We start from the raw sequence: 21,992 nt of genomic DNA on the forward strand, positions 1-21,992 counted from the left end.
CAGCGTGCGGGCGAGTTCGGCCCGGCGCGCCTCCAGGCTGCGGCGGGAGAACGTGGCCTCCTGCGCCTGGCGCTCCAGGCTGCGCTGCTGCTCGCGGCATTCGGCGAGCTTGCGCTCGGCGGCGATCACGCGCTCGTCCAGTTGCGCGTGGCGCTCCTGGCTGTCGGCCAGCTGCATGTCCAGCTCTTCGAAGCGCGCCTCGGCCGTCACGCGGCGCTCCTGCAGGTCGGCCAGCTGCGCCTCGACCTCTGCCAGGTCGGCGCCGATCTGCTCGCTGCGCGCGCGGGCCTGGTCGGCCAGTTGGGTCAGGCGCAGCGTTTCCACCTGCAGTTCATGGGCGCGGCTTTGCGCCTCGCTGGCTTCGCGGCGCGCGGCCACGAGGCGCTGCGAGGCGTCCGCGTAGGCCGACTCGGCGCGCACCAGGGCCGTGCGCGACTCCTCGCTGATGAGGGCCTGGGCGCGCAGTTCCTTTTCGAGGTGCTCGATCTCCTGCGCGCGGGCCAGCAGGCCGGACTGCTCGGAGTCCTGGGCATAAAAGCTCACGCTGTGCGCGCTGACCGCATGGCCCGTGGGCACGTAGACCACCTCGCCGGGCTGCAGCGTGGGGCGGCGGTTCAGGGCCTCGTCGAGCGTCTGCGCGGTGTAGCAGCCCTGCAGCCAGTCGGTGAGCACGGCGCGCAGGCCGGCATCGCCCAGGCGCAGCAGGTCGGACAGGCGGGTGGCGGCGCCGGTGGGCTCGGGGATGCCGGCAGGCGGCGCGGTGTAGAAGGCCAGCCGGGCCGGTGGCGCATCGTTGCCGCCCGCGCCGAGAAAGCCGCGCACGCTGTCCAGCCGGCTGACTTCGAGGGCGCCCAGGCGCTCGCGCAGCGCGGCCTCCAGCGCGTTCTCCCAGCCGGGCTCGATGTGGATGCGGCTCCACAGGCCCTGCAGGCCGTCGAGGCCGTGGCGCGCCAGCCAGGGCTGCAGCTTGCCATCGGTCTTGACCTTCTCCTGCAGCGCCTTCAGCGCCTCCATGCGCGCCGACAGGTCGGCCTGGCGGGCGCTTTCCACGTTCACGGCCTGCTGGCGGGTGCGGCGGTCCTCGTCCAGCTGCGGCACGGATTCCTGCAGCTCGGCCAGCCGGGCCTCGGCCATTTCGGCGCCCTCCTGAGCGGCATCGAGCTGGCCGCGCAGGTTGACCAGCCGCGCCTCGTCGGGCGCCGCCAGCGCGTTGCGGTCGGTGCGCAGGCGCTCGTGGCGGGCATCAAGCTGGCGGCTTTGCTCGTCGATGCTGCGCTGCTCGGCGGCCAGCACACCGATCTGCTGCTGCACCTGCACCACGGCGCCGCGCTGCTCGTTGGCACGCTGCTGGCCCTGGCGCAGCGCCTCTTCGAGGTCGGGCAGCTGCAGGGCCTGTTCCTCAACCTGGGCGGCGAGCAGTTCGGCACGCTCGTCGGCGTCCACGCCGGCGCCGGCGAGGTTCTCCATCTCGTGTTCGGCCTCTTCCTTGCGGGCCGACCACTGCGCGATCTGCTCGGCGAGCTGGGCGAGGCGCAGTTCCACGCGCTGGCGGCCTTCGACCACGTAGCGGATCTCGGCCTCCAGGCGGCCCACTTCGGCCGTGGCCTCGTAGAGCTTGCCCTGGGCCTGGTTGACGTGGTCGCCCGCGGCGTAGTGCGCCTGGCGGATGGTTTCGAGGTCGGATTCGACCGAGCGCAGGTCGGCCATGCGCGATTCGAGGTCGTTCACGGCCTGCAGGCCGTCGGCGCGCACCTTGGCCTGCTCGGCCTCGGCATCGGCGCGCTTCAAGAACCACAGCTGGTGCTGCTTGAGGGTGACGTCGGCCTGCAGCGCGTTGTAGCGGGCGGCCACCTCGGCCTGCTTTTCCAGGCGCTCCAGGTTGGCGTTCAGCTCGCGCAGGATGTCTTCGACCCGCGTGAGGTTCTCGCGCGTGTCCGACAGGCGGTTTTCGGTCTCGCGGCGGCGCTCCTTGTACTTGGAGACGCCCGCGGCCTCTTCCAGGAACAGGCGCAGCTCTTCGGGGCGCGACTCGATGATGCGGCTGATGGTGCCCTGGCCGATGATGGCGTAGGCCCGCGGCCCCAGGCCCGTGCCCAGGAACACGTCCTGCACATCGCGCCGGCGCACGGGCTGGTTGTTGATGAAGTAGCTGCTGTTGCCGTCGCGCGTGAGCACGCGCTTGACGGCGATCTCGCCGTACTGGTTCCACTGCCCGCCGGCGCGGTGGTCGGCGTTGTCGAAGACCAGCTCCACGCTGGCGCGGCTGGCCTGCTTGCGGCTGGTGGTGCCGCTGAAGATCACGTCCTGCATGGACTCGCCGCGCAGCTCGCTGGCCTTGGACTCCCCCAGCACCCAGCGCACCGCATCCATGATGTTGGACTTGCCGCAGCCGTTCGGGCCCACCACGCCCACCAGTTGGCCCGGCAGCATGAAGTTGGTGGGTTCTGCGAACGACTTGAAGCCGGCGAGTTTGATGGAGTTGAGACGCACGGGTCTGTGGGCGGGCTGGGGGCGTTGAAGCGCTCAAAACGGCGCGGCCGCGCCGCCGGGCGGGCCAGCGTGGCCAAGCCCCGGATGATACCGTGCCGGGGTGGCGCGACTGCCAGGGAAACGGCCCGCTCCTACAGCCGCCGCTGCTTCAAGCAAAAAAGGCCTCCAGCGCAATCAGTACTAGGGCATATAGCTATCAAAAGAGTAGCATCAGCCAGCACGGGGGGCGAAGGCGATGATCGCCATGCCGGCCAGGGTGACGGCCACGCCCGCCAGGTCCCACGCGGTGGGGCGCACGCCGTCCACCGCCCAGAGCCAGCCGAGGGCCACCGCCACGTAGACGCCGCCGTAGGCCGCATACACTCGCCCGGCCGCGGCCGGATGCAGGGTGAGCAGCCAGGCGAACAGCGCCAGGCAGGCAGCGGCCGGCACCAGCAGCCAGGGGCTCGCGCCCTGGCGCAGCCACAGCCACGGCAGGTAGCAGCCCACGATCTCCGCCAGCGCGGTAACGGCGTACAGCGCCAGGGTTTTCAGTTCGAACATGGGACGGCTCGGAACGACCGGGAGGGGCTGGCAGGCCCGCAGGCGTTGCGGCACGGCGGGCGCCGGCCGGTGCCCCTCACACGATCAGCGGGCTCAGGCCCGCGGCGTGATCGATCACCAGGCGTTCGAAGCCGTCCGCCGGCAGCGGCGGGCTGAGCAGGTAGCCCTGCCACACGTAGCACTGGTTGCGTGCCAGGAAGGCGCGCTGCGCCTCGGTCTCCACGCCCTCGGCGATCACGCGCAGGCCCAGGCTGGTGCCCAGGGCGACGATGGTGCGCGCGATGGCAGCGTCGTTGGGGTCGGTGAGCACGTCACGCACGAAGCTCTGGTCGATCTTCAACTCGTCCAGCGGCAGGCGCTTGAGGTAGGCGAGCGAGGAATAGCCCGTGCCGAAATCGTCGAGCGAGAAGCCCACGCCGTAGGCGCGCAGCTGGGCCATCTTGTCGATGGTGTCCTCCACGTCCTGCAGCAGCAGGCTTTCGGTCATCTCCAGCTTGAGCCGGCGGCCATCCGCCCCGGTGCTCGCCAGCGCCGCCAGCACCTGGCCCACGAAGCCGCTCTGGTGGAACTGGCGCGCGCTCACGTTCACCGACAGGCCCAGATGCGAAAGCGCCGGCCGCTGCGCCCACCGCGCCAGCTGAGCGCACGCCGCCTGCAGCACCCATTCGCCCAGCGGCAGGATGAGTCCGGTCTCTTCGGTCAGGGGAATGAAATCGGCCGGGGAGACGAAGCCGCGCACCGGGTGGCGCCAGCGCAGCAGCGCCTCGGCGCCGGTGATGCGGCCGTTGTCCATCTGTGGCTGGTAGAACAGCTCGAACTGCTGGAGCGCGATGCCCTCGCGCAGGTCCGATTCGAGTGCCGCGCGGGCCGCCACCAACGCCTGCATCCGCGGGTCGTAGAACTGCAGGCTGTTGCGCCCGCCGGCCTTGGCCTGGTACATGGCCAGGTCGGCGCGCTGCAGCAGTTCGTCCACCGTCTCGCGCACACCCTGGAAGATGGTCACGCCCATGCTGAGCGTGCTGTGGTGGGCCTCGCCCTCCAGCACGAACGGCCGGCGCAGGGCCGCCAGGATCTTCTGGCCCATCTCTTCCGCGCGCGCGGCGGCGTCTTCGGGGCTGTCACCCAGGTCTTCCAGCACCACCACGAACTCGTCGCCGCCATGGCGCGCCACGGTGTCTTCGGCCCGTACGCAGTCGCGCAGCCGCAGCGCCACCTGGCGCAGCAGCATGTCGCCGCGCTCATGGCCCTGGGTCTCGTTCAGGGTCTTGAAGTTGTCCAGGTCGAGCATCAGCACCGCGCCGCAGCGCTGGCTGCGGGTGCTGGCGGCCAGGGCCTGCTGCAGCCGGTCGAGCAGCAGCCGGCGGTTGGGCAACTGGGTGAGCGGGTCGTAATAAGCGAGGTAGCGGATCTCCTCCTCCGCCGCCTTGTGCTGGCTCATGTCCACCACGGTGATGAGGCGGTCGTCGCCCAGCGCCACGCCGGCCAGGTCCACCGTGCGCAACTGCCCGCCCTTGCAGGTGATGGCGTGCTCGCGCGGCGCGATGGCCTCCTGGCCCGGCGCCTCGGCGCACACGGCCAGCCAGTCGGCGATGGCCTGCTCGCGCTGCGCCGCATCCGGAAACGCCAGGCGCCACCAGTCGTCCACCGTGGGGGCGTCTTCGGCGGTGTAGCCGCAGATCTGCACGAAGCGTTCGTTGCGAAAGCTCACCACGCCGTCCTTGCGCACCAAACACACGCCCACCGGCAGGCGGTACAGGATGCCGCGCAGGCGCAGCTCGCTGTCGCGCTGGCTCTCTTCCATCTGCTTGCGCTCGGTGATGTCCTGCACCACGGCGATGGAATGGTGCGCCGGGTTGCCGGGCATGCGCATGGGCGACACGGTGAGATCGGCCCAGATGACGCGCCCCTCCTTGTGGAAGTAGCGCTTTTCGTAGCGGAACTCCTCGATCTGCCCCTGGGCAATCTGCTCCATCAGCGACTCGCCGGCGGCCAGGTCGTCGGGGTGCGTGATCTCGCCCACCGTCTTGGTCGACAACTCGGCCTCGGTGTAGCCCAGGATGTCGCAGAACTTGCTGTTGGCCCGCACGAAGCGGCGGCTGCTGGCCTCGACCTGCGCGACGCCCACGGCAGCCTGGTTGAACAGCGCGCGAAAGCGCTCTTCGCTCTCGCGCAGGGCCGAGCCTGCGGCGGTGGCGAAGCTCACGGCCTGCGTGCGGCGGCGCACCAGCAGCGTGATGAGCGCGGACAGCAGGGCCGTCACCAGCAGGCCGCCGCCGCCCATCATCGCCGGCAACTGCGCCTCCGAGCGCGACAGGAAGGGCTGCAGGGGCTGGAAGGTCAGCCGCCAGCGCCGGTCGTGCACGCGAAGCTCACGTTCATAGCGCTCCATGGCGGGACGCACGCCGCTTTCCAGCGCCAGCAGCGTCCGCTCGGAAGACGCGGAGCCATCGCTCACGGAGCCGATGTCCCGCACCGACATGCCCACGCCCCGAAGTTGGCCCTCGGACTGCAGGGCCTTCACCATGTCGTAGAAGCGGATGGTGGCGGCCACCGAGCCGATGTAGCGGCGCACGCCGCCCGCGCCGTCGTCGAACACGGGCAGCCGGATCACGAAGCCGGCGCGGTTGTCGCGCTCCTGCAGCAGGTCGAACGGTTCCGAGGCCACGACCTGCCCGGTGTCGCGGCTGTAGCGGATGGACGCCATGGTGGCCGGCAGCGAGCCGACATCCAGGCCCACGACGTACTCGTTGCCCACGATCGGCCAGATGTAGTCGGCCACTTGGTATTCGGGCCGGTCGCCGGGCGGGCGGATGGCGAACGTGGACGGCGCGCCCGTTCGCGCCAGGTCATCGGCCCGCACCCGGGCCTCGTAGGCCTCCTTGTCGGCACGCGTCACGTAACGGGTGAAGGCCACGTTCTTCACGCCGGGGTAATGCTGGGCAAGGCGCAACTCACGCGCCGCATGTTCGAAATCGGCGCGCCCCAGCCGTGGGTTGACCAGGAACAAACTGCGCAGGCCGACCACCAGTTCGGTATGCGAGGCGATGCGGGCCTCCAGCGCCGTGGTGAACGACCGCGCCTCCTGGGTGAACCGCTCGCGTGCGATGCGCGCCACCGAATCGCTCTGCTGCTTCCACAGTGCCCAACTGACAGCCATGCCGAGCAGCGCGCAGAGCACCCCTGGCAGCCAGGGCCAGCGTTGCAATCGCAGTGCTTTTGGAAGCGTCATGGGCAGATGGAGGAAATCCCGGGCGCGGCGCGGGGAATCCGTCCACGATAACCCACGAGGATAGCCACAATCGACGTCGGTTTTGGCGTCAATAGCCTCAATGTTCTTTTTTGTAACAATGGCCTGGTCGTTTTCCATAGCCATTGCCGTGCTTGCACCCGCGTTGGCGCCCTATCCTCCCGCCCTGGCGCCCTGCCCGGGCAACCGTCCCGGCTCCCGAACCCCTCAGAAAGTCTCCCATGCTGTACAACGCGCTCCAATTGGTCCATGTCCTGGCGATCATCGTTTGGCTGGGGGGCATGGCCTTCGCCCATTTCTTCCTGCGCCCGGCGGCCCAGGCGCTGGAACCTGCCCAGCGCGTGGCGCTGATGCACGGCGTGCTGCAGCGTTTTCTGGGGGCGGTGCTGGTGGCGGTCGTGCTGGTGCTGTCCAGCGGGCTGTGGATGATCGGCAATGTCGCCCGTGCCGCGGCGCAGTCGGGCGGCCGGTTTTCCATGCCGCTGTCTTGGACGATCATGGCCACGCTGGGCATCGTGATGATAGCCCTGTTCGGCCACGTGCGGTTCGCGCTGTTCAAGCGCCTGCAGCGCGCGGTGGCGGCGAGCGACTGGGCCGCGGGCGGCAAGGCGCTGGCTTCCATCCGCACCTGGGTGGGCGTCAATATCGCACTGGGCGCTGTGATCGTGGTGGTGGTGTTTCTGTTGCGGTGAGTGCAGACAGAGCGAGGCACCACCAGTGCCATTGCTCGTCACCTGCCCACTGATGGAACGTCAGCGCGTTGATGATCCGCCCACTTCGCTCGGCAGGAAAATGGCTTCCACCTGCCCATGGTCCGGGGCCTTGCTGCCGCTGTTGAAAAACTCCGCTGATTCCTGAATCTCCAAGCTGGTGCCATGGAATGGATCGCGAATGCTGAGAAAGAATTTGCCCTTGCTCTCGCGGACGTTGTCCAGCATCAGCATGTGCCCCCCTTGCCGAGAATGCAGGGGCCGTATTGGTCGATTTTTTCCGCCAAGTCACGCCAGGCTACTTTTCTGCTTCTGTCTTTGCTGAATAGGCTGCTCTTGTAGCTTAACTCGTGCGTCACCTGGAAAGGCTCCAGGCCAGTGGCCAACTTAATCGAGTGCATGACGGCGCGGGTGTCCCGCGCGGTGTTTGAAGCATAGACCTTGGAAGAATTCAGATCCTCCAGGTCCACCTTCCCATGGTCCAGCAGCAGCATCAGCTCACAGGCTGCGGAGCAGTCTTTGAAGGCAGGCTGTGGAACCATGAATCGGTTTCCTGGCAGGGGATAGACACTGAAATGCCCGAATTTAATGGCCGGAACAGAAACGCCGTTCGCGACAAATACCGGTTTTTTTCCGTCACCACTGACTTCCAGTCCTGCAAACCGCTTTGTCGTCAGTTGCGCAGGAGCGTCATAAATCAAACCATTTTTGATCTGTTCCGCAAAATGCCCGAACTGGCCGCGAATTTCGGGAAAACGGCGTACGACCCCATCCTTTGCACGGATGTAGGGTTCGGCGAACCACTGCGCAGGACCTTGCGAGGGCAGCTTGGATTTGGAATGGTCTACCAACCCGATGATGTTGGAACACGTTGCGTAAAAGCCGCCAATTGTGCTTGCCGGAACCAGTGTTTTTTGCTCCGGGCTCTTCTCCGCTCGAGGCGGTGGCTCCAGCGATAGGTTGGCCAGCCAAGCGCGGGTGTCTATGGGCTCATCGTCGTCGCTGCTGCTGGAGTATCCGGGAACACTCGCTCTGGCCGTCATAGGCCGAGGAATTTCGGGCGAGTCCTGCCGAGATCTGCGCTGCGTCAGGTTCTGCAGTTCCGGCGGGATGCGGGTCGAACTGCTGCCTCCGCGAGCGCTTGATGAGGCCGGAGTAGATTCTTGTGAAGACGAACTCGAAGTGCGTCCGCGCGTTCCAGAAAGAGAAAATGGGGTCATGGCACACAGATCCTTTGATCACGCCATGGTCGGCATGGACCTGATGCATCGCTTCACCGCAACCGAAGCATTGAGGACATCTGCGAAAAAATCCCGACCACGCCGCCGTTCTCGCGTCACAGTGAGAGCGTTGCCCAAAATAAAACAAGGAACTCAACCGCCCCCACCGAAGCCGTGATTTGCCAGAGCCTTGCCTAATCGAATACGGTTAACCGCCCCGGTGCGGAATCAAGAATCGGTGCATTTAAGCCTCACCTAAGCTGGGATGGGAATCATGGACTCCAGTAGCCCGCATCAATCGATCTCCTCCTCCCTCCTGGGCTACTTTTCGACCCGCTTCGGCGGGTTTTCTTTTTGTAGCGCAGTTCGCTCGTTCACTTAGCGGCCCGTACCCGTGGCGGCCGGCACCCACGGGACCAGAATTCCCAGTGTTCGCGGGCGCCAGGCCAGTGTCAGGGCGATGCCGAAGGCAGCCCCCGCCAGAGCCATCACCCACACCAGCGAAGCCATCGAGCCGTGGTCCACGCTCAGACACAAAGCCAACGATCCAACCAACGCGGCGGCGCCTGCCACGCGCAGCGCCACTGCCGTGCGGCGGGACTGGGGGGTGGCGTTGCCGAGTGCCTCGTCCCAGTGCACTTCCATGGACAGTGCCAGCCACCCCATCCCGGCGACGTTGCCGCTACGGCGGCCAGCAAAAGCAATGCGTCAAGCACGAGAAGCCTCCGGTATGCCCTGGGCGGTGCGGCCCACCGTTGCGGCAGCGCTCCGCGCGCGCTGGCGAAGCCTGCGGGCCGCTACCAGGGCCAAAGCGGCGGCAGTCAGCAGGGCCAGGTCCATGCCCGCCACGGGCCAATAGCCGTTAGCAAGTGTGCGCAGCAGATGGTCGCCAGTCGTGGTCCAGTTCAGCAGCACGGCAACCACCGCCAACGCGGCCGCGGCCCAGCACTGCTCGGCCCACGCGGGCGCCATCCGGCCCTGCCCCACCGGCGCCGTGCGCCACACGCCATGCAGAAAAGCCAGCACCCAGGCGCCCCAAAACACGGATTGCTCCCAGGTGCCCCGGCCCGGCAGATCGGTCGGCAGCACCCGGTTGCCGATCAGCATGGCGAAGGTGGCGATGAGCATGCCGGTCACGGTGGTCACCGCGAAGGCGTCCACCCAGCGCGCGCCGGAGAGACCTTGCCTGGCGTGCTGGCGCTTGCGCTTTTCCACGAAGAAGATGAACCCGGTGGCAATGCACACGCAGCCCGACAGGCCACCCAGCACGTACAGCCAGCGCAGCAGCCAGTGCCGGAAATGCTGCAGGTGCAGGCCGGTGAGGAAGTTGTTGATGCCCGCGATCGCCGTGGGCGGCGGGTCTTCGCGCAGCACCTCGCCGGTGGCGCCCTTGAAGTGGATGCCCTCGCCCGTGAGCGTGACGCGGTCGGTGCCGGCGCGGAACACGCTCACATAGGCATTGGCATCGCCCACGTGCTGCACGTTCAGATAGCCGACCTCGCCCGCCATGCCCTTGGCGGCCCAGCGGCGCTGGGCCTCGGCCACCATGGCGTCCACCGAGGCGAGCGTGCCGGGCGTGCCCGCGCGCTTGGCCGGCAGGCCGGTCTCCAGCGCTTCGTGCTGCTCATGCAGTTCGTGCAGCGGATGCAGCTGGGTTTCGGTGACGGGAAAGTAGATGCCGCCGAAGATCACCAGGCCCGAAAGCGCGAAGATGAAATGGAACGGCAGCGCCACCACGCCGGTCAGGTTGTGCAGATCGAGGGCGCTGCGCTGGGTGTGCTTGCGCGGCCGGAAGGTGAAGATCTCGCGGAAGATCTTGCGGTGCATGACCACGCCGCTGACCAGCGCCACCAGCATCATCAGCGCGGCGAAGCCCACGATCCAGTAGCCCAGGCTTTTCCATTCCAGGTGCAGGCTGTAGTGCAGCGGGTAGAAGAACCGGCTGCCGATCTTGAGGTGGTCGTCCGGCAGCGGATTACCGTTGCGTGGGTCGATGGTGCGCGTGCCCCACACCTGGTCGTCCGCGTCCTTGGCATTGGGCAGGGCGAAGCTGGTGAACATGCCGAGCACCGGATCGCGGTGGGTGGTGTAGGCGCCCCAGCTGTTCACGATGGGGAAGGTGTCGGCCAGCGGGCCGTTCACCCGGCTGCGAGCCGCCTCGAGGTTGGCGGCATCGGGCCGCGTCATGGTTTGGAAGGCCGGCTGCAGCACGCGGTCGAACGACGGCATGGGCTGCGGGGCGAACCGGGTTTCGGGAATGGCCCAGCGGTCGATTTCGCGGTCGAACACCGACAGCGAGCCGAAGAAGAAAACGACCATGAGCACGAAGCCCAGCACCAGGCCGAACCAGGTGTGCAGCCAGGCCATGGTGAGCCGAAAGTTCTGGAACACGGGACGAATGCCTTTCCGCTAAAGACAGCACAGACAGGACCGACACGGCAACGGGACGGACACGAAAACCGCCGGCACAGGGGGCCGGTCAGATCAGCGCCATCTGCACCAGCGACGCGGTGCCGGCCATCAGCGCGCCGCCCCCCGCCAGCACCAGCCAGACACGGCCGAGCCGGGAATCCGAAAAGGCCCAGAGGAAGGCCACCAGAAACACGATGAAGCCCACGATGTAGCCCATGGCCTCGGCATCGTGGAACGGCATGCCCGCCGCGAATGCCAGGCCCACGCACAGCGCGATGAATCCCCAGGTGAATGCGTAGCCGCCCAGCATGCCGGCCGCGATGCGCGAGACGACATGCAGGCGGGACGCTGCAGTGCTGCCAGCCATCGTTTGCCTCGGTTTCAAAATGCGATTGGTTCTCAATTATGCCTGCGGATGCGTCCTCCGAAAACCCATGCGCGGCGTGGGCCCACCCTCGCGGCCAGGCCTGTCGCGGCGGCCGGCTATGCTCTGCGCCTTGTCCTGCCCGGCCTCCTTCGACGCTTCTTCGCTTATGTCACGTGCCCGCCTCACCCTCCTGACCCTGCTGCTGGCCATGCTGGCCGCCATCGCCGCCACGGCCTGGTGGGTGGCGCAGGGACGCATGCGCGCCGCGCGCGCCCAGCTCGCGCAGCTGCAGCAGGAGGTGAGCCAGAAGACCGAGCAGTTGCTGGGCTACACGCGCTATACCGACTACCTCACGGTGGGCAAGCAATCGCTGTCGGAGCAGATGAAGCTCATGGCGGCCACCGTGGTGCGCGAGGAAGGCACCACCCAGATCGTCGAAAAGTCCGTGCTGGGCCTGGCCTCCACAGGCGTGGTGGCGATCTGGTACTCGGCCGAATACTCGTTCGGGTACGACCTGCGGCCCCAGAGCTACGAGCTGCGCAGCACTCCGGCCGGCATCGAGATCCACCTGGCCAAGCCGACGCTGGTGGCGACCCCGGCCATCAGCCAGCTGCGCCACCGCGTGCTGTCGGGCGGCCTGCTGACCGACAACAAGGGCGCGGTCATCCGCCTCACGCAGGAGGCGTCACAGCGCGCTGCCAAGCAAGGCGCGGCCATGGCGTCGGACCCAGCCGTGATGGCGCTGTGCGAAAAGAGCCTGATCGCGTTCCTGTCGGATTTCCTCTCGCGCCAGCCCGGGGTCAAGGCCGTGCCGCGCATCACGGTGGTGTACCGATAGGCCTTCGCGCAGCGGCCGGACGGCCGCGTTGACACAGCCGGTCAGCGCAGCGCGACGTGCGTGATCCACAGGGTGAGCAGCGCCGCACCCAGCCCCAGGGGCATCACCCAGGCGCCCAGCCGCAGGAACTGCCAGCCACTGACCGATTGGCCTTCGCGCCGCAATGCGGCCAGCCACAGCAGTGTGGCCAGCGAACCGGTGATCGACAGGTTGGGCCCGATGTCGATGCCCATCAAGGCCGCGGCCCGCATCGACGGCGAGGCGTTCGCGGCATCCAGCGCCGCCCCCGCCAGCAGCCCGGCGGGCAGGTTGTTGACGAGATTGGCGGCGATGCCCAGCAAGGCGCCCACCCCCACGTCCGCGCCGCCCGGCCAGGCCGTGGCCGCCTTGCGCAAGGCATCGGCCAGCAGCCCCACCACGCCGGTGTACTCCAGGGCCTGCACGAACACGAACAGCCCCGCCACCAGCGGCAGCACGCTCCAGGACACCGAGCGCACCGTGGGCCAGACAGCGCTGCCGCACCCGATGCGCAGCAGCGCCAAGGTCACCAGTGCCGCCCCCAGCGTGGGCCAGCCGAGCGGCACGCGCAACCACGCGCAGGCTACCAGCACCACCACCGACAAGGCCAGCCCGGCGGCCGCCAGGGCGCCGCCGCGGCTCAAGGGGCTGGGAGGCACTTCGGTGCGGATGGTGGCGTTGATGCGGTGGCGCAGCGCGAACCGCAGCGCCAGGAAGGTCGCGGCGATGGACGCCAGCGAAGGCAGCGCGAACAGCGCCAGCCACTGGGGCAACGGCGGCATGTGCCCGCCCCAGAGCACCAGATTGGCCGGGTTGGAGATGGGCAGCACGAAGCTCGCCGCATTGGCGACGAAGGCGCAGATGAAGAGGTAGGGCAACGGCGAGGCACCCACCGCGCGGGCCACGGCGAACACCGCGGGGGTCAGCACCACCGCGGTCGCGTCGTTGGACAGGAACACGGTGACCAGCGTGCCCACCAGATAGACCCAGGTGAAAAGCCGGCTGCCCGAGCCGCCGGCACGGCGGGCCGCCAGGGCCGCCAGCCAGTCGAACACGCCTTCGCGGCGCGCCATCTCCGACAGCAGCATCATTCCGGCCAGGAACAGGTATACGTCTTCGCCGCGCAGCACGCCCTTCCAGGCCTGGCTGGCCGGCAGCAGCCCGAAACCCACCAGCGCCAGCGCGCCCGCCACGGCCCACACCGCTTCGGGCAGGCGCCAGGGGCGAAGGATGACCGCACTGGTCGCCACGGCGACCACGCCCCAAATCCACTGCTGCGGTGCAAGCATGAAAGCCTTTGTTCCAAAAGATTGATCGACGGCAGGAAAGAGGGCAAAAGAAGGAGCGCCCAGGACCCGGGCAGCGCGCCCGCCGTTCGCCCCGGCCGCTCTGCGGGGGATTCTATGCAGCGGCCCGAAGCGCAACACGTCGGACACGATCGAAGGATCGGGATGGCGAAACGGCGGCGCCAAGACCCCGCGGGCACACGGCCGACGGCGGCCCCTTACGATGGCGGCCCAAGGAGTTGAGCCTGTGTTTGAGTTTTTCGAAAAGCGACTTCCCCCCTACCCCGGCAACGAACCCACCCTGCCCCCCAAGGATTTCATGGCTTTCGTGTGGTCCGGCACACGCGGCTGCGCCGCTACGTGGTGATGATGGCGGGCCTGTCGGCCGCCATCGCGGTGTACGAGGCCTTGCTGTTCGCCGTGCTGGGCCATGTGGTGGACTGGCTCACCCAGGTCAGCCCCGCGGCGCTGTGGGCCGAGCGCCGGGGCACGCTGGCGCTGGTGATCGGCATGCTGCTGGGCAGCATCGTGCTGGTGGCAGTGCAGACCAGCGTCAAGCACCAGACGCTGGCCATCAATTTCCCGCTGCGCCTGCGCTGGAACTTCCACCGGCTGATGCTGGGCCAGAGCATGGCCTTCTATGCCGACGAGTTCGCGGGCCGCATCACCACCAAGATCATGCAGACGGCCCTGGCCGTGCGCGACATGATCTTCACCACGACCGACGTGGTGATCGGCATGGGGGTGTACCTGTTCACCATCCTGCTGCTGGCCGCCGGCTTCGACCTGCGGCTGCTGGTGCCCTTTCTGGTGTGGATCGTCTGCTACGGCCTGGCGTGCTGGTACTTCGTGCCGCGCCTGGGCCAGGTGGGCAAGGCGCAGGCCGATGCGCGGTCGGTGATGACCGGGCGCATCACCGACGCCTACACCAACATCGCCACCGTCAAGCTGTTCTCGCACACCCGGCGCGAGGCCGAATTCGCCCGCGCGGCCATGGATGCGTTCAAGCACACGGGCTACGCGCAGATGCGCCTGGTGAGCCGTTTCGAGATCGTGAACCACATCCTGGTGGTGGCCATGATGATGGGCGCCTGCGGCACGGCCCTGTGGCTGTGGTCGCTGGGCCAGGTGGGCGCGGGCGCGGTGGCGGCCGTCACGGCGATGGCGCTGCGCGTGTCGGGCCATGCCCACTGGGTGATGTGGGAGATGACCACGCTGTTCGAGAGCGTGGGCACCATCCAGGACGGCATCAACACCCTCACCCGGCCACGCACGGTGGTGGACGCGCCCGATGCGCGCCCCCTGGCCGTGCCGCGCGGCGAGGTGCGGTTCGACAACGTGACCTTCGCCTACCAGGGCGGCAAGCCGGTCATCGACCGCTTGAACCTCACCATCCGGCCGGGCGAGAAGATCGGCCTGATCGGCCGTTCGGGCGCCGGCAAATCGACGCTGGTGAACCTGCTGCTGCGCTTTCACGACGTGCAGACCGGCCGCGTGCTGATCGACGGGCAAGACATCGCGCACGTGACGCAGGACAGCCTGCGCCAGGCGATCGGCATGGTCACGCAGGACACCTCCCTGCTGCACCGCTCGATGCGCGACAACATCCTCTACGGCCGGCCCGACGCGAGCGAGCAGGACCTGCACGCGGCCGCCCTTCGGGCGCAGGCCGCGGACTTCATCGACACGCTGACCGACCTGCAGGGCCGTCGCGGCTACGACGCCCACGTGGGCGAGCGCGGCGTGAAGCTCTCGGGCGGCCAGCGCCAGCGCGTGGCCATCGCGCGGGTGATGCTCAAGGATGCGCCCATCCTGCTGCTGGACGAGGCCACCAGCGCGCTGGACTCCGAGGTCGAGGCCGCCATCCAGCAGAGCCTGGACGGGCTGATGCAGGGCAAGACGGTGATCGCCATCGCCCACCGCCTGTCCACCATCGCCGCGATGGACCGCCTCATCGTGCTGGATGCCGGGCAGGTCATCGAAGAAGGCACGCACGCGCAGCTGCTGGCACAGGGCGGTGTGTATGCCCGGCTCTGGGGCCACCAGAGCGGCGGGTTCCTGGGCGAGTCGGAAGAGGACTGAACGCGGGCACGTCGAGGCTTGTCATCCGGCAGGGCCTCGGCGCAGATTCTACGCCGGCAGACAGCTATCATTCATATAGCAATCTGGCAACCATGCCCGGGCCCATTACCGGAGGTTACGGGTCGGCGGCGCCGTGCTGTTTAGACTCCCGCCTTTCCTTGCGCAATGCGGTTGACGCCGCAGGCCGCACCTTCCCTCCCCTTTCTACCCATTCATCACTCTTCAGAGGGAATCCCATGTCCGTTGCATCCATTCTCGGCATCTCGATCGGCGCAGGCGTCGGCACCTATTTTTCGCTCAAGAAGAACCCCATGCCGCAGGGCAAGCGCGTGCTCATGTGCGTGGGCGCCGGCGTCGTCGTTTTCGTGCTGCTCAAGATCATTCTCTGAGCGGCGCGGCGGCCCCGCGCTGCGGCAGCGGGGCCTAGCAGCCCATGGCGAGGCGGCTGCCGCAGCGCCGCCCCCCTTCCCTTCTTCCCGTCTACCCTCCCACGCTTTCGGGCCGTCCTCCGGCGCCCGGGCATCACGTCCCGAACACCAGCGCCTTGTGCAGCCACACGCCCGCCATCAGCCCGTTGGCGGATGCCAGCGTCGCGTTGTGGCCCGGCATGGCCGCGTCTCCCGCGGCAAACACACCGGGCACCGTGGTCTGCTGCGTGGCATCGGTGCGGATCACCAGGCCGGCCGGCCCCTCGTCGAAGGCGCAGCCCAGTTGCTCGGCCAGCGGGCTGGCCATGTGCGTGCGCGGCGGCACGAACAGCGCCTCGATCGGCACCCGGCGGCCATCTTCCAGGCGCACGCCCGACAAGGCGGGCGCGTCCCCTTCCAGGCCCGCGATGCGCGCCGGCTCGAGGGTGATGCCGCGGGCGGCCAGCTGCGCCAGCGATTCGGCATCGGGCGCATCATGGCCATTCAGGAACAGCGTCATCGGGCCCCAGTCGGCCACGAGCAACGCGTGGTGCACCGAGGCGGGCGCGGCGTACAGCGTGCCCATCGGTCGGCCACCGACCTCGTAGCCGTGGCAATACGGGCAATGCAGCACGGTGGCGCCCCAGCGCTCGCGCAGGCCGTCGACGGCAGGCAGTTCGTCGCGCACACCGGTGGCCAGCAGCAGCTTGCGGGCGGCCAGCGACTCGCCCGAATCCAGCGTCACGGCGAATTCACCGTCACCGCCCTCACCTGCCGGGCCGAAGGCTCGGGCCTGCGTGGCCGTTCCCGCCTTGAACGTGACGGACGGATAGGCCAGGAGCTGGCGGCGCGCCAGCGCGATCATGTCCTGCGGCCGCTCGCCGTCCTGGCCGAAGAACCCGTGCGACGCCGCCGCGAAGCGGTTGCGCGGCGCGCCCGCATCCACCACGCACACGCTGCGCCGGGCGCGGGCGATCTGCATGGCGGCGGACAGGCCGGCAAAGCTGCCGCCGATGACCAAGGCATCAAACCGCATGGGACACCTCCTTCATCGACAGACCGCTCTGGGCGAAGCGGCGGTGGAAGTCGCGCGACAGATCGGCCAGGGTGATCTGCTCCAGGCGCGCCAGCAGCAGCGCCTCGGCCTCTCGATAAGTGCCGTCGAGCGCGGCGTTCACCGCCTGCTCCACCAGGCATTCCGGGCGCTCGGTGCGGTGGCCGACTGCGAGAAACGGCGGCTCGCCCACGGCGCGGTGGATGTCGGCCAGGCTCACCTCCTCCAGCGGGCACGACAGCACCCACCCGCCGCCATGGCCCTTGGCCGAGGCGACGAAGCCCGCCTCGCGCAGGCCCGCCATCACCCGCCGCACGACGACGGGATGCGTGTGCATGGCCTGGGCCAGCGATTCGGAGGTGGACGGGGTGTCGTTCTCGGCCATGTGCAGCAGCACATGGAGAACGCCGGATAGCTTGCTGTCTTGTTTCATGCAACATTATTAGTTGCATGAAAAAGATCTGGCAAGCGAAGGGGCATGCGAGGCGGGCGTCTCCCCGCGCCGGTGTTTCAGCCCTGGCGCGGCGGCAGCACCCTGGCCGGATTGCCCACCACGGTGGCGCCGGCAGGTACATCGCGCGTGACGACGCTGCCCGCGCCGATGATCGCGTCGTCCCCTACCGTCACGCCGGGCATCACCAGGGCGCCGGCACCGATCCACACGTTGCGGCCGATGGTCACCGGGCGGCCGAACTCCAGGCCCTGGGCCCGTTCCTGCGGCGACCGCGGGTGGTCCGCCGCGAGCAGTTGCACGCCCGGCCCGATCTGCGTGCCGTCGCCGATGCGCACTTCGACCACATCCAGGATCACGCAGTTGAAGTTGAGGAACACCCCCGTGCCCAGGTGGATGTTGAAGCCGTAGTCGCAGTGGAACGGCGGGCGCACCACGGCCCCCTCGCCCACCGAGCCCAGGTGCTCGGCCAGCAGCGCGCGCCGCTCGGCGGGGTCTGCGGCCATCGCCGCGTTGTAGCGCACGAGCCAGCGTTTGTTGGCCGCCATGTCGGCCTGGAGTTCGGGATCGCCGGCGTGGTAGAGCCGGCCGGCCAGCATGTGTTCTTTCTGTGAGGTCATCGGGCCATTGTGAAGGCGCCGCGGGCGCAGGCAGTCGCCCGGGTGACCCCGTGGAGGGGTTCAAGCCAAAATGGCCACCAGCACAATCAACACTAAGGCATACAGCTATTAAATTGATAGCAAACAGAATGCCGCGCGTTGTGTGCCGCGCGTTGTGGCCCGTCAGGCAACGGGGCCACCGCCGTCGTCCGGCGCCACGGGCTCCACCGGTGCCCGCACCACCCCCAGCCGCAGACCGAGCACGCCCAGGATGCGGTTCATCGTCTGCACCGTGCCCGGGCTGCGGCCCTGCTCGATGTCCTGCAGCGCGCGGTGCGAGATGCCCGCCAGGCGCGCCAGTTCGGCCGAGGTCAGCCGCAAGGTGCTGCGCAGGTGGCGGATGGACTCGCGCAGGGTCCATTGCGGGTGGTCCAGCAGGTCCTGCACGGCCTGGCGGCGCAGCAGCAGTTGCTGTGCCAGTGGAAGGGGGGTGTAGCGTTTGTCCATGCGAAAGGGGCCCGCTTTTCAAGTGTTGATGTCACAGGGCCTGCAGCGCCTGCACCTGGGCCGCGATGGCGGGCTGCAGAAAGCGGTGCACCTCCGGCTCCAGGCCGAAGCCACCGCCGTCGCGCGCCACTGCTTCCAGGGGGCCGGCCAGGTCCCGCAAGGCCTGGGCCAGCGGGGCGCGCGGCAGTCCGCATTCGGCGGCGACGGCGTCCAGCACCCGGCGCCAGTCCGGCGCACCGTCGTCCCCCACCGCCCAGCGGATGCGCCGCGCGATGCCATCGGGGTGCAGGTACATGGGCGCGAAGTCGAACACCGGCGTGAGGGCGATGCGCCCGTCGAAACCGCGCTGCACGGCCGTGTTGCGCGCGTGGTTGTCCTTGTTGCCCAGGGCCAGGTTGGCCACGTCGCGGCGCAGGTACTCCGCCACTTCGGCAGCGGGATCGGTGCACACGCGGGCCAGCTGGCGGCACACTTCCTCGTGCGAGGGCACGGCGCCGAAGCCCGCCCGGCCGGTGAGCGTGGCGATGCTTTCCTGCGCCAGCCGCACCACGCCGCCGCCCTGTCCCGAGCCACGCGCCGCGTCGCCGGCGATGCGGTCGAAGCGCGGAATGAAAAGCGCCCGGTCGCGCAGCACCAGCGGCGCGTGGACTCGCAGCCCCAGGTGCCGGGCAATGTCCATGTAGGGCGCCTCGTGCCGCAGGATGGCCGCGAGTCGCTCGTTCGTGCCGCGGCCGAACTTGACGATGAAATGCGCTGCCGCCTCGCCATCGGGCAGCGAATGGTCCAGGTGCAGCAGGCCATCGCTGGCCGAGCGCGTGAGCAGCACCTTGGGCCATTCGCCCTGCACGCCCGACGACCCGGCCACGAAAAGCCCGTGGCGGCCCAGGTAGTCCATGAAGTCGGACGACCGCTCGGCCACCTCGGCATCGGTGAAGCCGCGGCGCGGCCCGGTGCGCGCCTGCAGCCAGTCGGCCGCCTCTTTCACCCGCAGGTGGCCGATGGGGTTGCCGGCCCCGGCCAGCAGCAGCGGCCAGTCGGCCACGGCTTCCGACGCCTCGGGCAGGCCCAGCTGGCGCAGCAGCTCTTCGCGGCCATGGCCCTGTGGCAGCAGGTCCGCCAGAAAGCCGGGCCACTGGCGCAGCTCCAGCGGCTCCAGCCCGGTGGCGAAGCCGCTGGCCAGCGCCCAGGCATCGCGCCGGCCCCCGTGCTCCACAGCCCATTCCACCGCATAACCGGTGTAGCTGGGTGTGCGCCAGCCCTGGGCGGGATCACCCAGCAGCAGGACGCTGGCGGCGTCGTGCCACCGGCCTTGGGCGTGGATCTGGAGCGTGCATTGCGGCTGCATATGCACAGAAATATATCAATATTGCTGCCTTTTAGCCATGCAATATGGATAGTTTTCTGCCAAAAAATGGGTAATTGCGGAGCGGAACCTTCTTTGCCCCGCGACACCACTGGCTTACTTGAGCACGCCTCGCGAAATATCCATCACCATGCGCGTGGCCAGGTACAGCCGGGGCACGATGGTGTCGATCTGCACGTATTCGGCGTTGTTGGAATGTGCCCCGTAGCCCGACAGGCCCATGCCCTCCACCACGGCACCGCGGGTCTTCAGCGCGGCGAACGCCGCGTCGGTGCCGCCGCCGGTGGCCTTGTCCACCACGTTCAGGGGCAGGCCCAGTTCCTGGTAGATGGCCTTGCCGTGGCCGGCCACGCGGCGCGAGGCGTCGTTGGCCTCCAGCGGCGGGCGGCGCACTTCGAACTTCACCGACACCTTGGATTCGGGCAGCAACTTGGTCTGCACCTTGGCCTGCAGTTCTTTTTCCAACCCGTCGAAGTCCGCCACGCGCAGGGCGCGGGCGTCCGCCTGGGCCGTGGCCTCGGCGGGAATCACGTTGCGGTTGGTGCCGGCCTGGGCCACCGTCCAGTTCAGTTTGAGGCCCTGCTCGGGCCTGGACAGGTCCTTGAGCTGCAGCAGCTGGTGCGACAGCTCGTAGAGCGCATTCACGCCCTTTTCGGGCGCGGCGCCGGCGTGCGAGGCCCGGCCCTGCACCGTCAGGTAGGCCGCGCCGATACCGCTGGTGGCCAGGCGCAGGCTGCCGTCCGTGCCGCCGCCCTCGAAGGAAAACACCGCATCCTGGTCGGCCGCGACGCGGGTGATGGTGCTGCGCGCTCCGGGCGAGCTGATTTCCTCATCGCCGTTGATCAGCACGGTGAGCGTGCCGTACTCCTTGAAGCCGAGTTTTTGCAGCAGGCCCACGGTGTGCAGGATGGTGGCCACGCCCTGCTTGTCGTCCGCGATGCCCAGGCCGTAGGCCTTGCCGCCATCGATGCGAAAGGGCTGGTCCTTCAGCATGCCCTTGAGATACACCGTGTCCATGTGCGCGATGAAGAGGATCTTCTTCGTGCCGGAGCCCTTGAACTCGGCATGCACCGCCGGGCCCACCTTCTCGGGCGTGTCGTCCAGGCGATAGATGTCGGTGGGCTGCAGGATCTCCACGGTGCCACCCTGGGCCTTCAGTTGCTGGGCAATGCGCGCGGCGATCTGGTTCAGGCCGTCGATGTCCTTGCTGCCCGATTCGATGTGCACCAGGTCGCGCAGCGTGTCCAGCAACGGTTGCTGCTCCTTTTGCGCCAGGGCGTGCACGTCGGGCACCGGTGCGGCCTGGACCAGGGTGCCGGCAAAAGCGAGGGACAGGAATGCGATCAATGGACGCACGAACGATGAAGGGGTCTGCGAGGAATGCATGGTGGCAACAGTGGGCATGAATGGGAGAAAAGCCATTATGGGCCGCTGCAACGAAAACTTCACGCCCTCTGATTTCTTGCAATATCCCATTCAACTGCGGGACTGCGATAGGGAGAGATCGGTTGCGACCCACTGCGGATCGATGCGCGATGGCCGGGTACGCAGTTCGAACAGCCACATGCCATACAGCGGCAAGGCCTCGGCGAGTTGAAGCGCCCTGACCACCGGCGTCGCGGCGCCGAGCAGTGCCGGATGGGGCACGACGGCCAACAGCTCGGATTGCCCCACCAGATGGAGCATGCTGGCGAAATCGGGACAGCGCACCGCGATCTTGGGCACAGGCATGCGGCGCACGCGGTGCGCCTCGGTGAGCACATCGACGGGACCTTTGACGCTGGGCCCGACGCAGGCCCACGCAGCGCCCTGCAGCTGCGCCAACGTTCGGGCCCGTGCCAGGGGATGGCCGCGGCGGGCATAGACCTGCGGCTGGAGCTCGTAAAGCAGGCGCTCGGACAGGTCCGGGTGCGCAAATTGGCGCGGCTTGGGCGCGATGACCGCATCGAACCGCCCCTGCAGCAGCCCGGCGAGCAACGCGCCCTCGTCCGCCGTCGCCATGTCGAGGCTGCGCCGGGGATTAGGAAGGCACCAGCGCGCATACAGCACGGGGCCCCAGACCAGGGCGGCGGATGGCGTCAGCCCGACGCGCAGCACGTTCCGGTCGGGTGCAGGCACTGGCTTGAACCCCAGCGCTCCCATGCGCTGCCCCAGCGACGACGATTGCGCCGCCACCGATCGCGCCAACTCGGTCGGCACATAGCGGCGCCCCGCTCGGACCAGCAAAGGGGCGGAAAAGTGCGCCTGCAGCGCCTTCATTCCCTGGCTGATGGCAGGCTGGGAGACGCCACAGGCCTGTGCGGCCCGGGCAAAAGAGCCATGCTCGACGACCGACCGAAGGTATTGCAGATGGCGCAGATACATAAGCACCCTTTATGTATTGGCACCGATTGTGGCT

The 21,992-nt window shown here is 68.3% G+C and carries 19 protein-coding genes and 1 pseudogene; 4 read left to right on the top strand and 16 right to left on the bottom strand.

From position 1 onward, the window contains the following. From smc to AC27IQ_RS03660, 3 genes are all read right to left on the bottom strand, one after another. The coding region (gene smc / locus AC27IQ_RS03650) for a chromosome segregation protein SMC (protein ID WP_487088266.1) at positions 1-2,490 on the bottom strand (2,490 nt) is incomplete at its 3' end. Between the two features lie 210 nt (positions 2,491-2,700). After that, positions 2,701-3,033, bottom strand: a complete 333-nt coding sequence (locus tag AC27IQ_RS03655) for a YnfA family protein (RefSeq protein ID WP_284404347.1) — start codon at positions 3,031-3,033, stop codon at positions 2,701-2,703. 76 nt (positions 3,034-3,109) lie between these two features. Continuing rightward, positions 3,110-6,262, bottom strand: coding sequence for a bifunctional diguanylate cyclase/phosphodiesterase (locus AC27IQ_RS03660; protein ID WP_487088268.1), 3,153 nt, complete (start codon positions 6,260-6,262; stop codon positions 3,110-3,112). Positions 6,263-6,501: 239 nt separating this feature from the next. Between AC27IQ_RS03660 and AC27IQ_RS03665 the strand changes: the two genes are divergently transcribed. Then, positions 6,502-6,972, top strand: a complete 471-nt coding sequence (locus AC27IQ_RS03665) for a CopD family protein (protein ID WP_487088270.1) — start codon at positions 6,502-6,504, stop codon at positions 6,970-6,972. 60 nt (positions 6,973-7,032) lie between these two features. Here AC27IQ_RS03665 and AC27IQ_RS03670 read toward each other — a convergent pair whose 3' ends face one another. The 5 genes from AC27IQ_RS03670 to AC27IQ_RS03690 all read right to left on the bottom strand — a co-directional run bounded on the left by AC27IQ_RS03670 (position 7,033) and on the right by AC27IQ_RS03690 (position 10,989). Continuing rightward, positions 7,033-7,224 (bottom strand): hypothetical protein, encoded by a 192-nt coding sequence (locus AC27IQ_RS03670; protein WP_487088272.1) that lies wholly within the window; start codon positions 7,222-7,224, stop codon positions 7,033-7,035. Beyond that, a complete protein-coding gene (locus AC27IQ_RS03675; protein ID WP_487088274.1) occupies positions 7,218-8,210 on the bottom strand; it encodes a hypothetical protein in 993 nt (330 codons plus the stop codon). The genes AC27IQ_RS03670 and AC27IQ_RS03675 overlap by 7 nt, the downstream gene beginning before the upstream one ends. Before the next feature lie 378 nt (positions 8,211-8,588). Beyond that, positions 8,589-8,876, bottom strand: a complete 288-nt coding sequence (locus AC27IQ_RS03680) for a DUF3325 domain-containing protein (RefSeq protein ID WP_487088276.1) — start codon at positions 8,874-8,876, stop codon at positions 8,589-8,591. 42 nt (positions 8,877-8,918) lie between these two features. Further along, entirely contained in the window at positions 8,919-10,601 is a 1,683-nt protein-coding gene (locus tag AC27IQ_RS03685; RefSeq protein ID WP_487088278.1) for a PepSY-associated TM helix domain-containing protein, read from the bottom strand. A gap of 88 nt (positions 10,602-10,689) precedes the next feature. Next, the gene (locus AC27IQ_RS03690) at positions 10,690-10,989 is read right to left on the bottom strand and encodes an iron uptake protein (protein ID WP_272569545.1); all 300 of its coding nucleotides are present in this window, start codon (positions 10,987-10,989) and stop codon (positions 10,690-10,692) included. A gap of 166 nt (positions 10,990-11,155) precedes the next feature. Here AC27IQ_RS03690 and AC27IQ_RS03695 point away from each other — a divergent pair, with 166 nt between their 5' ends. After that, positions 11,156-11,827 (top strand): hypothetical protein, encoded by a 672-nt coding sequence (locus AC27IQ_RS03695; RefSeq protein WP_487088280.1) that lies wholly within the window; start codon positions 11,156-11,158, stop codon positions 11,825-11,827. A 41-nt stretch (positions 11,828-11,868) separates the two neighbouring features. Here the strand turns inward: AC27IQ_RS03695 and AC27IQ_RS03700 are convergent, their stop codons facing one another. Then, positions 11,869-13,134: an SLC13 family permease gene (locus AC27IQ_RS03700; RefSeq protein WP_487088282.1), complete on the bottom strand. Its 1,266-nt coding sequence runs from the start codon at positions 13,132-13,134 to the stop codon at positions 11,869-11,871. 244 nt (positions 13,135-13,378) lie between these two features. On the opposite strand from AC27IQ_RS03700, the pseudogene AC27IQ_RS03705 reads away from it, so the two are divergent. Further along, positions 13,379-15,213 (top strand): annotated as a pseudogene (locus tag AC27IQ_RS03705) (ABC transporter ATP-binding protein). 236 nt (positions 15,214-15,449) lie between these two features. Further along, positions 15,450-15,602, top strand: coding sequence for a hypothetical protein (locus AC27IQ_RS03710; protein WP_272569550.1), 153 nt, complete (start codon positions 15,450-15,452; stop codon positions 15,600-15,602). A 133-nt stretch (positions 15,603-15,735) separates the two neighbouring features. Here the strand turns inward: AC27IQ_RS03710 and AC27IQ_RS03715 are convergent, their stop codons facing one another. The 7 genes from AC27IQ_RS03715 to AC27IQ_RS03745 form a co-directional block, all read right to left on the bottom strand. Then, positions 15,736-16,656, bottom strand: a complete 921-nt coding sequence (locus AC27IQ_RS03715; protein WP_487088284.1) for an NAD(P)/FAD-dependent oxidoreductase — start codon at positions 16,654-16,656, stop codon at positions 15,736-15,738. Continuing rightward, complete coding sequence (locus AC27IQ_RS03720; protein WP_272569551.1) at positions 16,646-17,107, bottom strand: Rrf2 family transcriptional regulator; 462 nt, start codon at positions 17,105-17,107, stop codon at positions 16,646-16,648. The genes AC27IQ_RS03715 and AC27IQ_RS03720 overlap by 11 nt, the downstream gene beginning before the upstream one ends. A gap of 77 nt (positions 17,108-17,184) precedes the next feature. Continuing rightward, on the bottom strand, positions 17,185-17,745 hold the full coding sequence (locus tag AC27IQ_RS03725; protein ID WP_284431171.1) for a sugar O-acetyltransferase: 561 nt from the start codon (positions 17,743-17,745) through the stop codon (positions 17,185-17,187). Positions 17,746-17,907: 162 nt separating this feature from the next. Continuing rightward, positions 17,908-18,231, bottom strand: a complete 324-nt coding sequence (locus tag AC27IQ_RS03730) for a helix-turn-helix domain-containing protein (protein WP_284399824.1) — start codon at positions 18,229-18,231, stop codon at positions 17,908-17,910. 31 nt (positions 18,232-18,262) lie between these two features. Beyond that, a complete protein-coding gene (locus AC27IQ_RS03735; protein WP_487088287.1) occupies positions 18,263-19,576 on the bottom strand; it encodes a type II toxin-antitoxin system HipA family toxin in 1,314 nt (437 codons plus the stop codon). Positions 19,577-19,690: 114 nt separating this feature from the next. Then, positions 19,691-20,980: a M20/M25/M40 family metallo-hydrolase gene (locus AC27IQ_RS03740; RefSeq protein WP_487088289.1), complete on the bottom strand. Its 1,290-nt coding sequence runs from the start codon at positions 20,978-20,980 to the stop codon at positions 19,691-19,693. A 90-nt stretch (positions 20,981-21,070) separates the two neighbouring features. After that, positions 21,071-21,958, bottom strand: coding sequence for a LysR family transcriptional regulator (locus AC27IQ_RS03745; protein WP_487088291.1), 888 nt, complete (start codon positions 21,956-21,958; stop codon positions 21,071-21,073). Between the last annotated feature and the right edge of the window lie 34 nt (positions 21,959-21,992).

The sequence above is a fragment of the Acidovorax sp. KPB24-07 genome (genome assembly GCF_057543315.1).

Coding starts and splice junctions, on each gene's coding strand:
- AC27IQ_RS03725 (WP_284431171.1), bottom strand. CDS start 17,745: ATGACCTCACAGAAAGAACACATGCTGGCCGGCCGGCTCTACCACGCC.
- AC27IQ_RS03695 (WP_487088280.1), top strand. CDS start 11,156: ATGTCACGTGCCCGCCTCACCCTCCTGACCCTGCTGCTGGCCATGCTG.
- AC27IQ_RS03690 (WP_272569545.1), bottom strand. CDS start 10,989: ATGGCTGGCAGCACTGCAGCGTCCCGCCTGCATGTCGTCTCGCGCATC.
- AC27IQ_RS03720 (WP_272569551.1), bottom strand. CDS start 17,107: ATGAAACAAGACAGCAAGCTATCCGGCGTTCTCCATGTGCTGCTGCAC.
- AC27IQ_RS03740 (WP_487088289.1), bottom strand. CDS start 20,980: ATGCATTCCTCGCAGACCCCTTCATCGTTCGTGCGTCCATTGATCGCA.
- AC27IQ_RS03710 (WP_272569550.1), top strand. CDS start 15,450: ATGTCCGTTGCATCCATTCTCGGCATCTCGATCGGCGCAGGCGTCGGC.
- AC27IQ_RS03700 (WP_487088282.1), bottom strand. CDS start 13,134: ATGCTTGCACCGCAGCAGTGGATTTGGGGCGTGGTCGCCGTGGCGACC.
- AC27IQ_RS03745 (WP_487088291.1), bottom strand. CDS start 21,958: ATGTATCTGCGCCATCTGCAATACCTTCGGTCGGTCGTCGAGCATGGC.
- AC27IQ_RS03730 (WP_284399824.1), bottom strand. CDS start 18,231: ATGGACAAACGCTACACCCCCCTTCCACTGGCACAGCAACTGCTGCTG.
- AC27IQ_RS03675 (WP_487088274.1), bottom strand. CDS start 8,210: ATGACCCCATTTTCTCTTTCTGGAACGCGCGGACGCACTTCGAGTTCG.
- AC27IQ_RS03655 (WP_284404347.1), bottom strand. CDS start 3,033: ATGTTCGAACTGAAAACCCTGGCGCTGTACGCCGTTACCGCGCTGGCG.
- AC27IQ_RS03715 (WP_487088284.1), bottom strand. CDS start 16,656: ATGCGGTTTGATGCCTTGGTCATCGGCGGCAGCTTTGCCGGCCTGTCC.
- AC27IQ_RS03660 (WP_487088268.1), bottom strand. CDS start 6,262: ATGACGCTTCCAAAAGCACTGCGATTGCAACGCTGGCCCTGGCTGCCA.
- AC27IQ_RS03680 (WP_487088276.1), bottom strand. CDS start 8,876: ATGGGGTGGCTGGCACTGTCCATGGAAGTGCACTGGGACGAGGCACTC.
- AC27IQ_RS03735 (WP_487088287.1), bottom strand. CDS start 19,576: ATGCAGCCGCAATGCACGCTCCAGATCCACGCCCAAGGCCGGTGGCAC.
- AC27IQ_RS03670 (WP_487088272.1), bottom strand. CDS start 7,224: ATGCTGATGCTGGACAACGTCCGCGAGAGCAAGGGCAAATTCTTTCTC.
- AC27IQ_RS03665 (WP_487088270.1), top strand. CDS start 6,502: ATGCTGTACAACGCGCTCCAATTGGTCCATGTCCTGGCGATCATCGTT.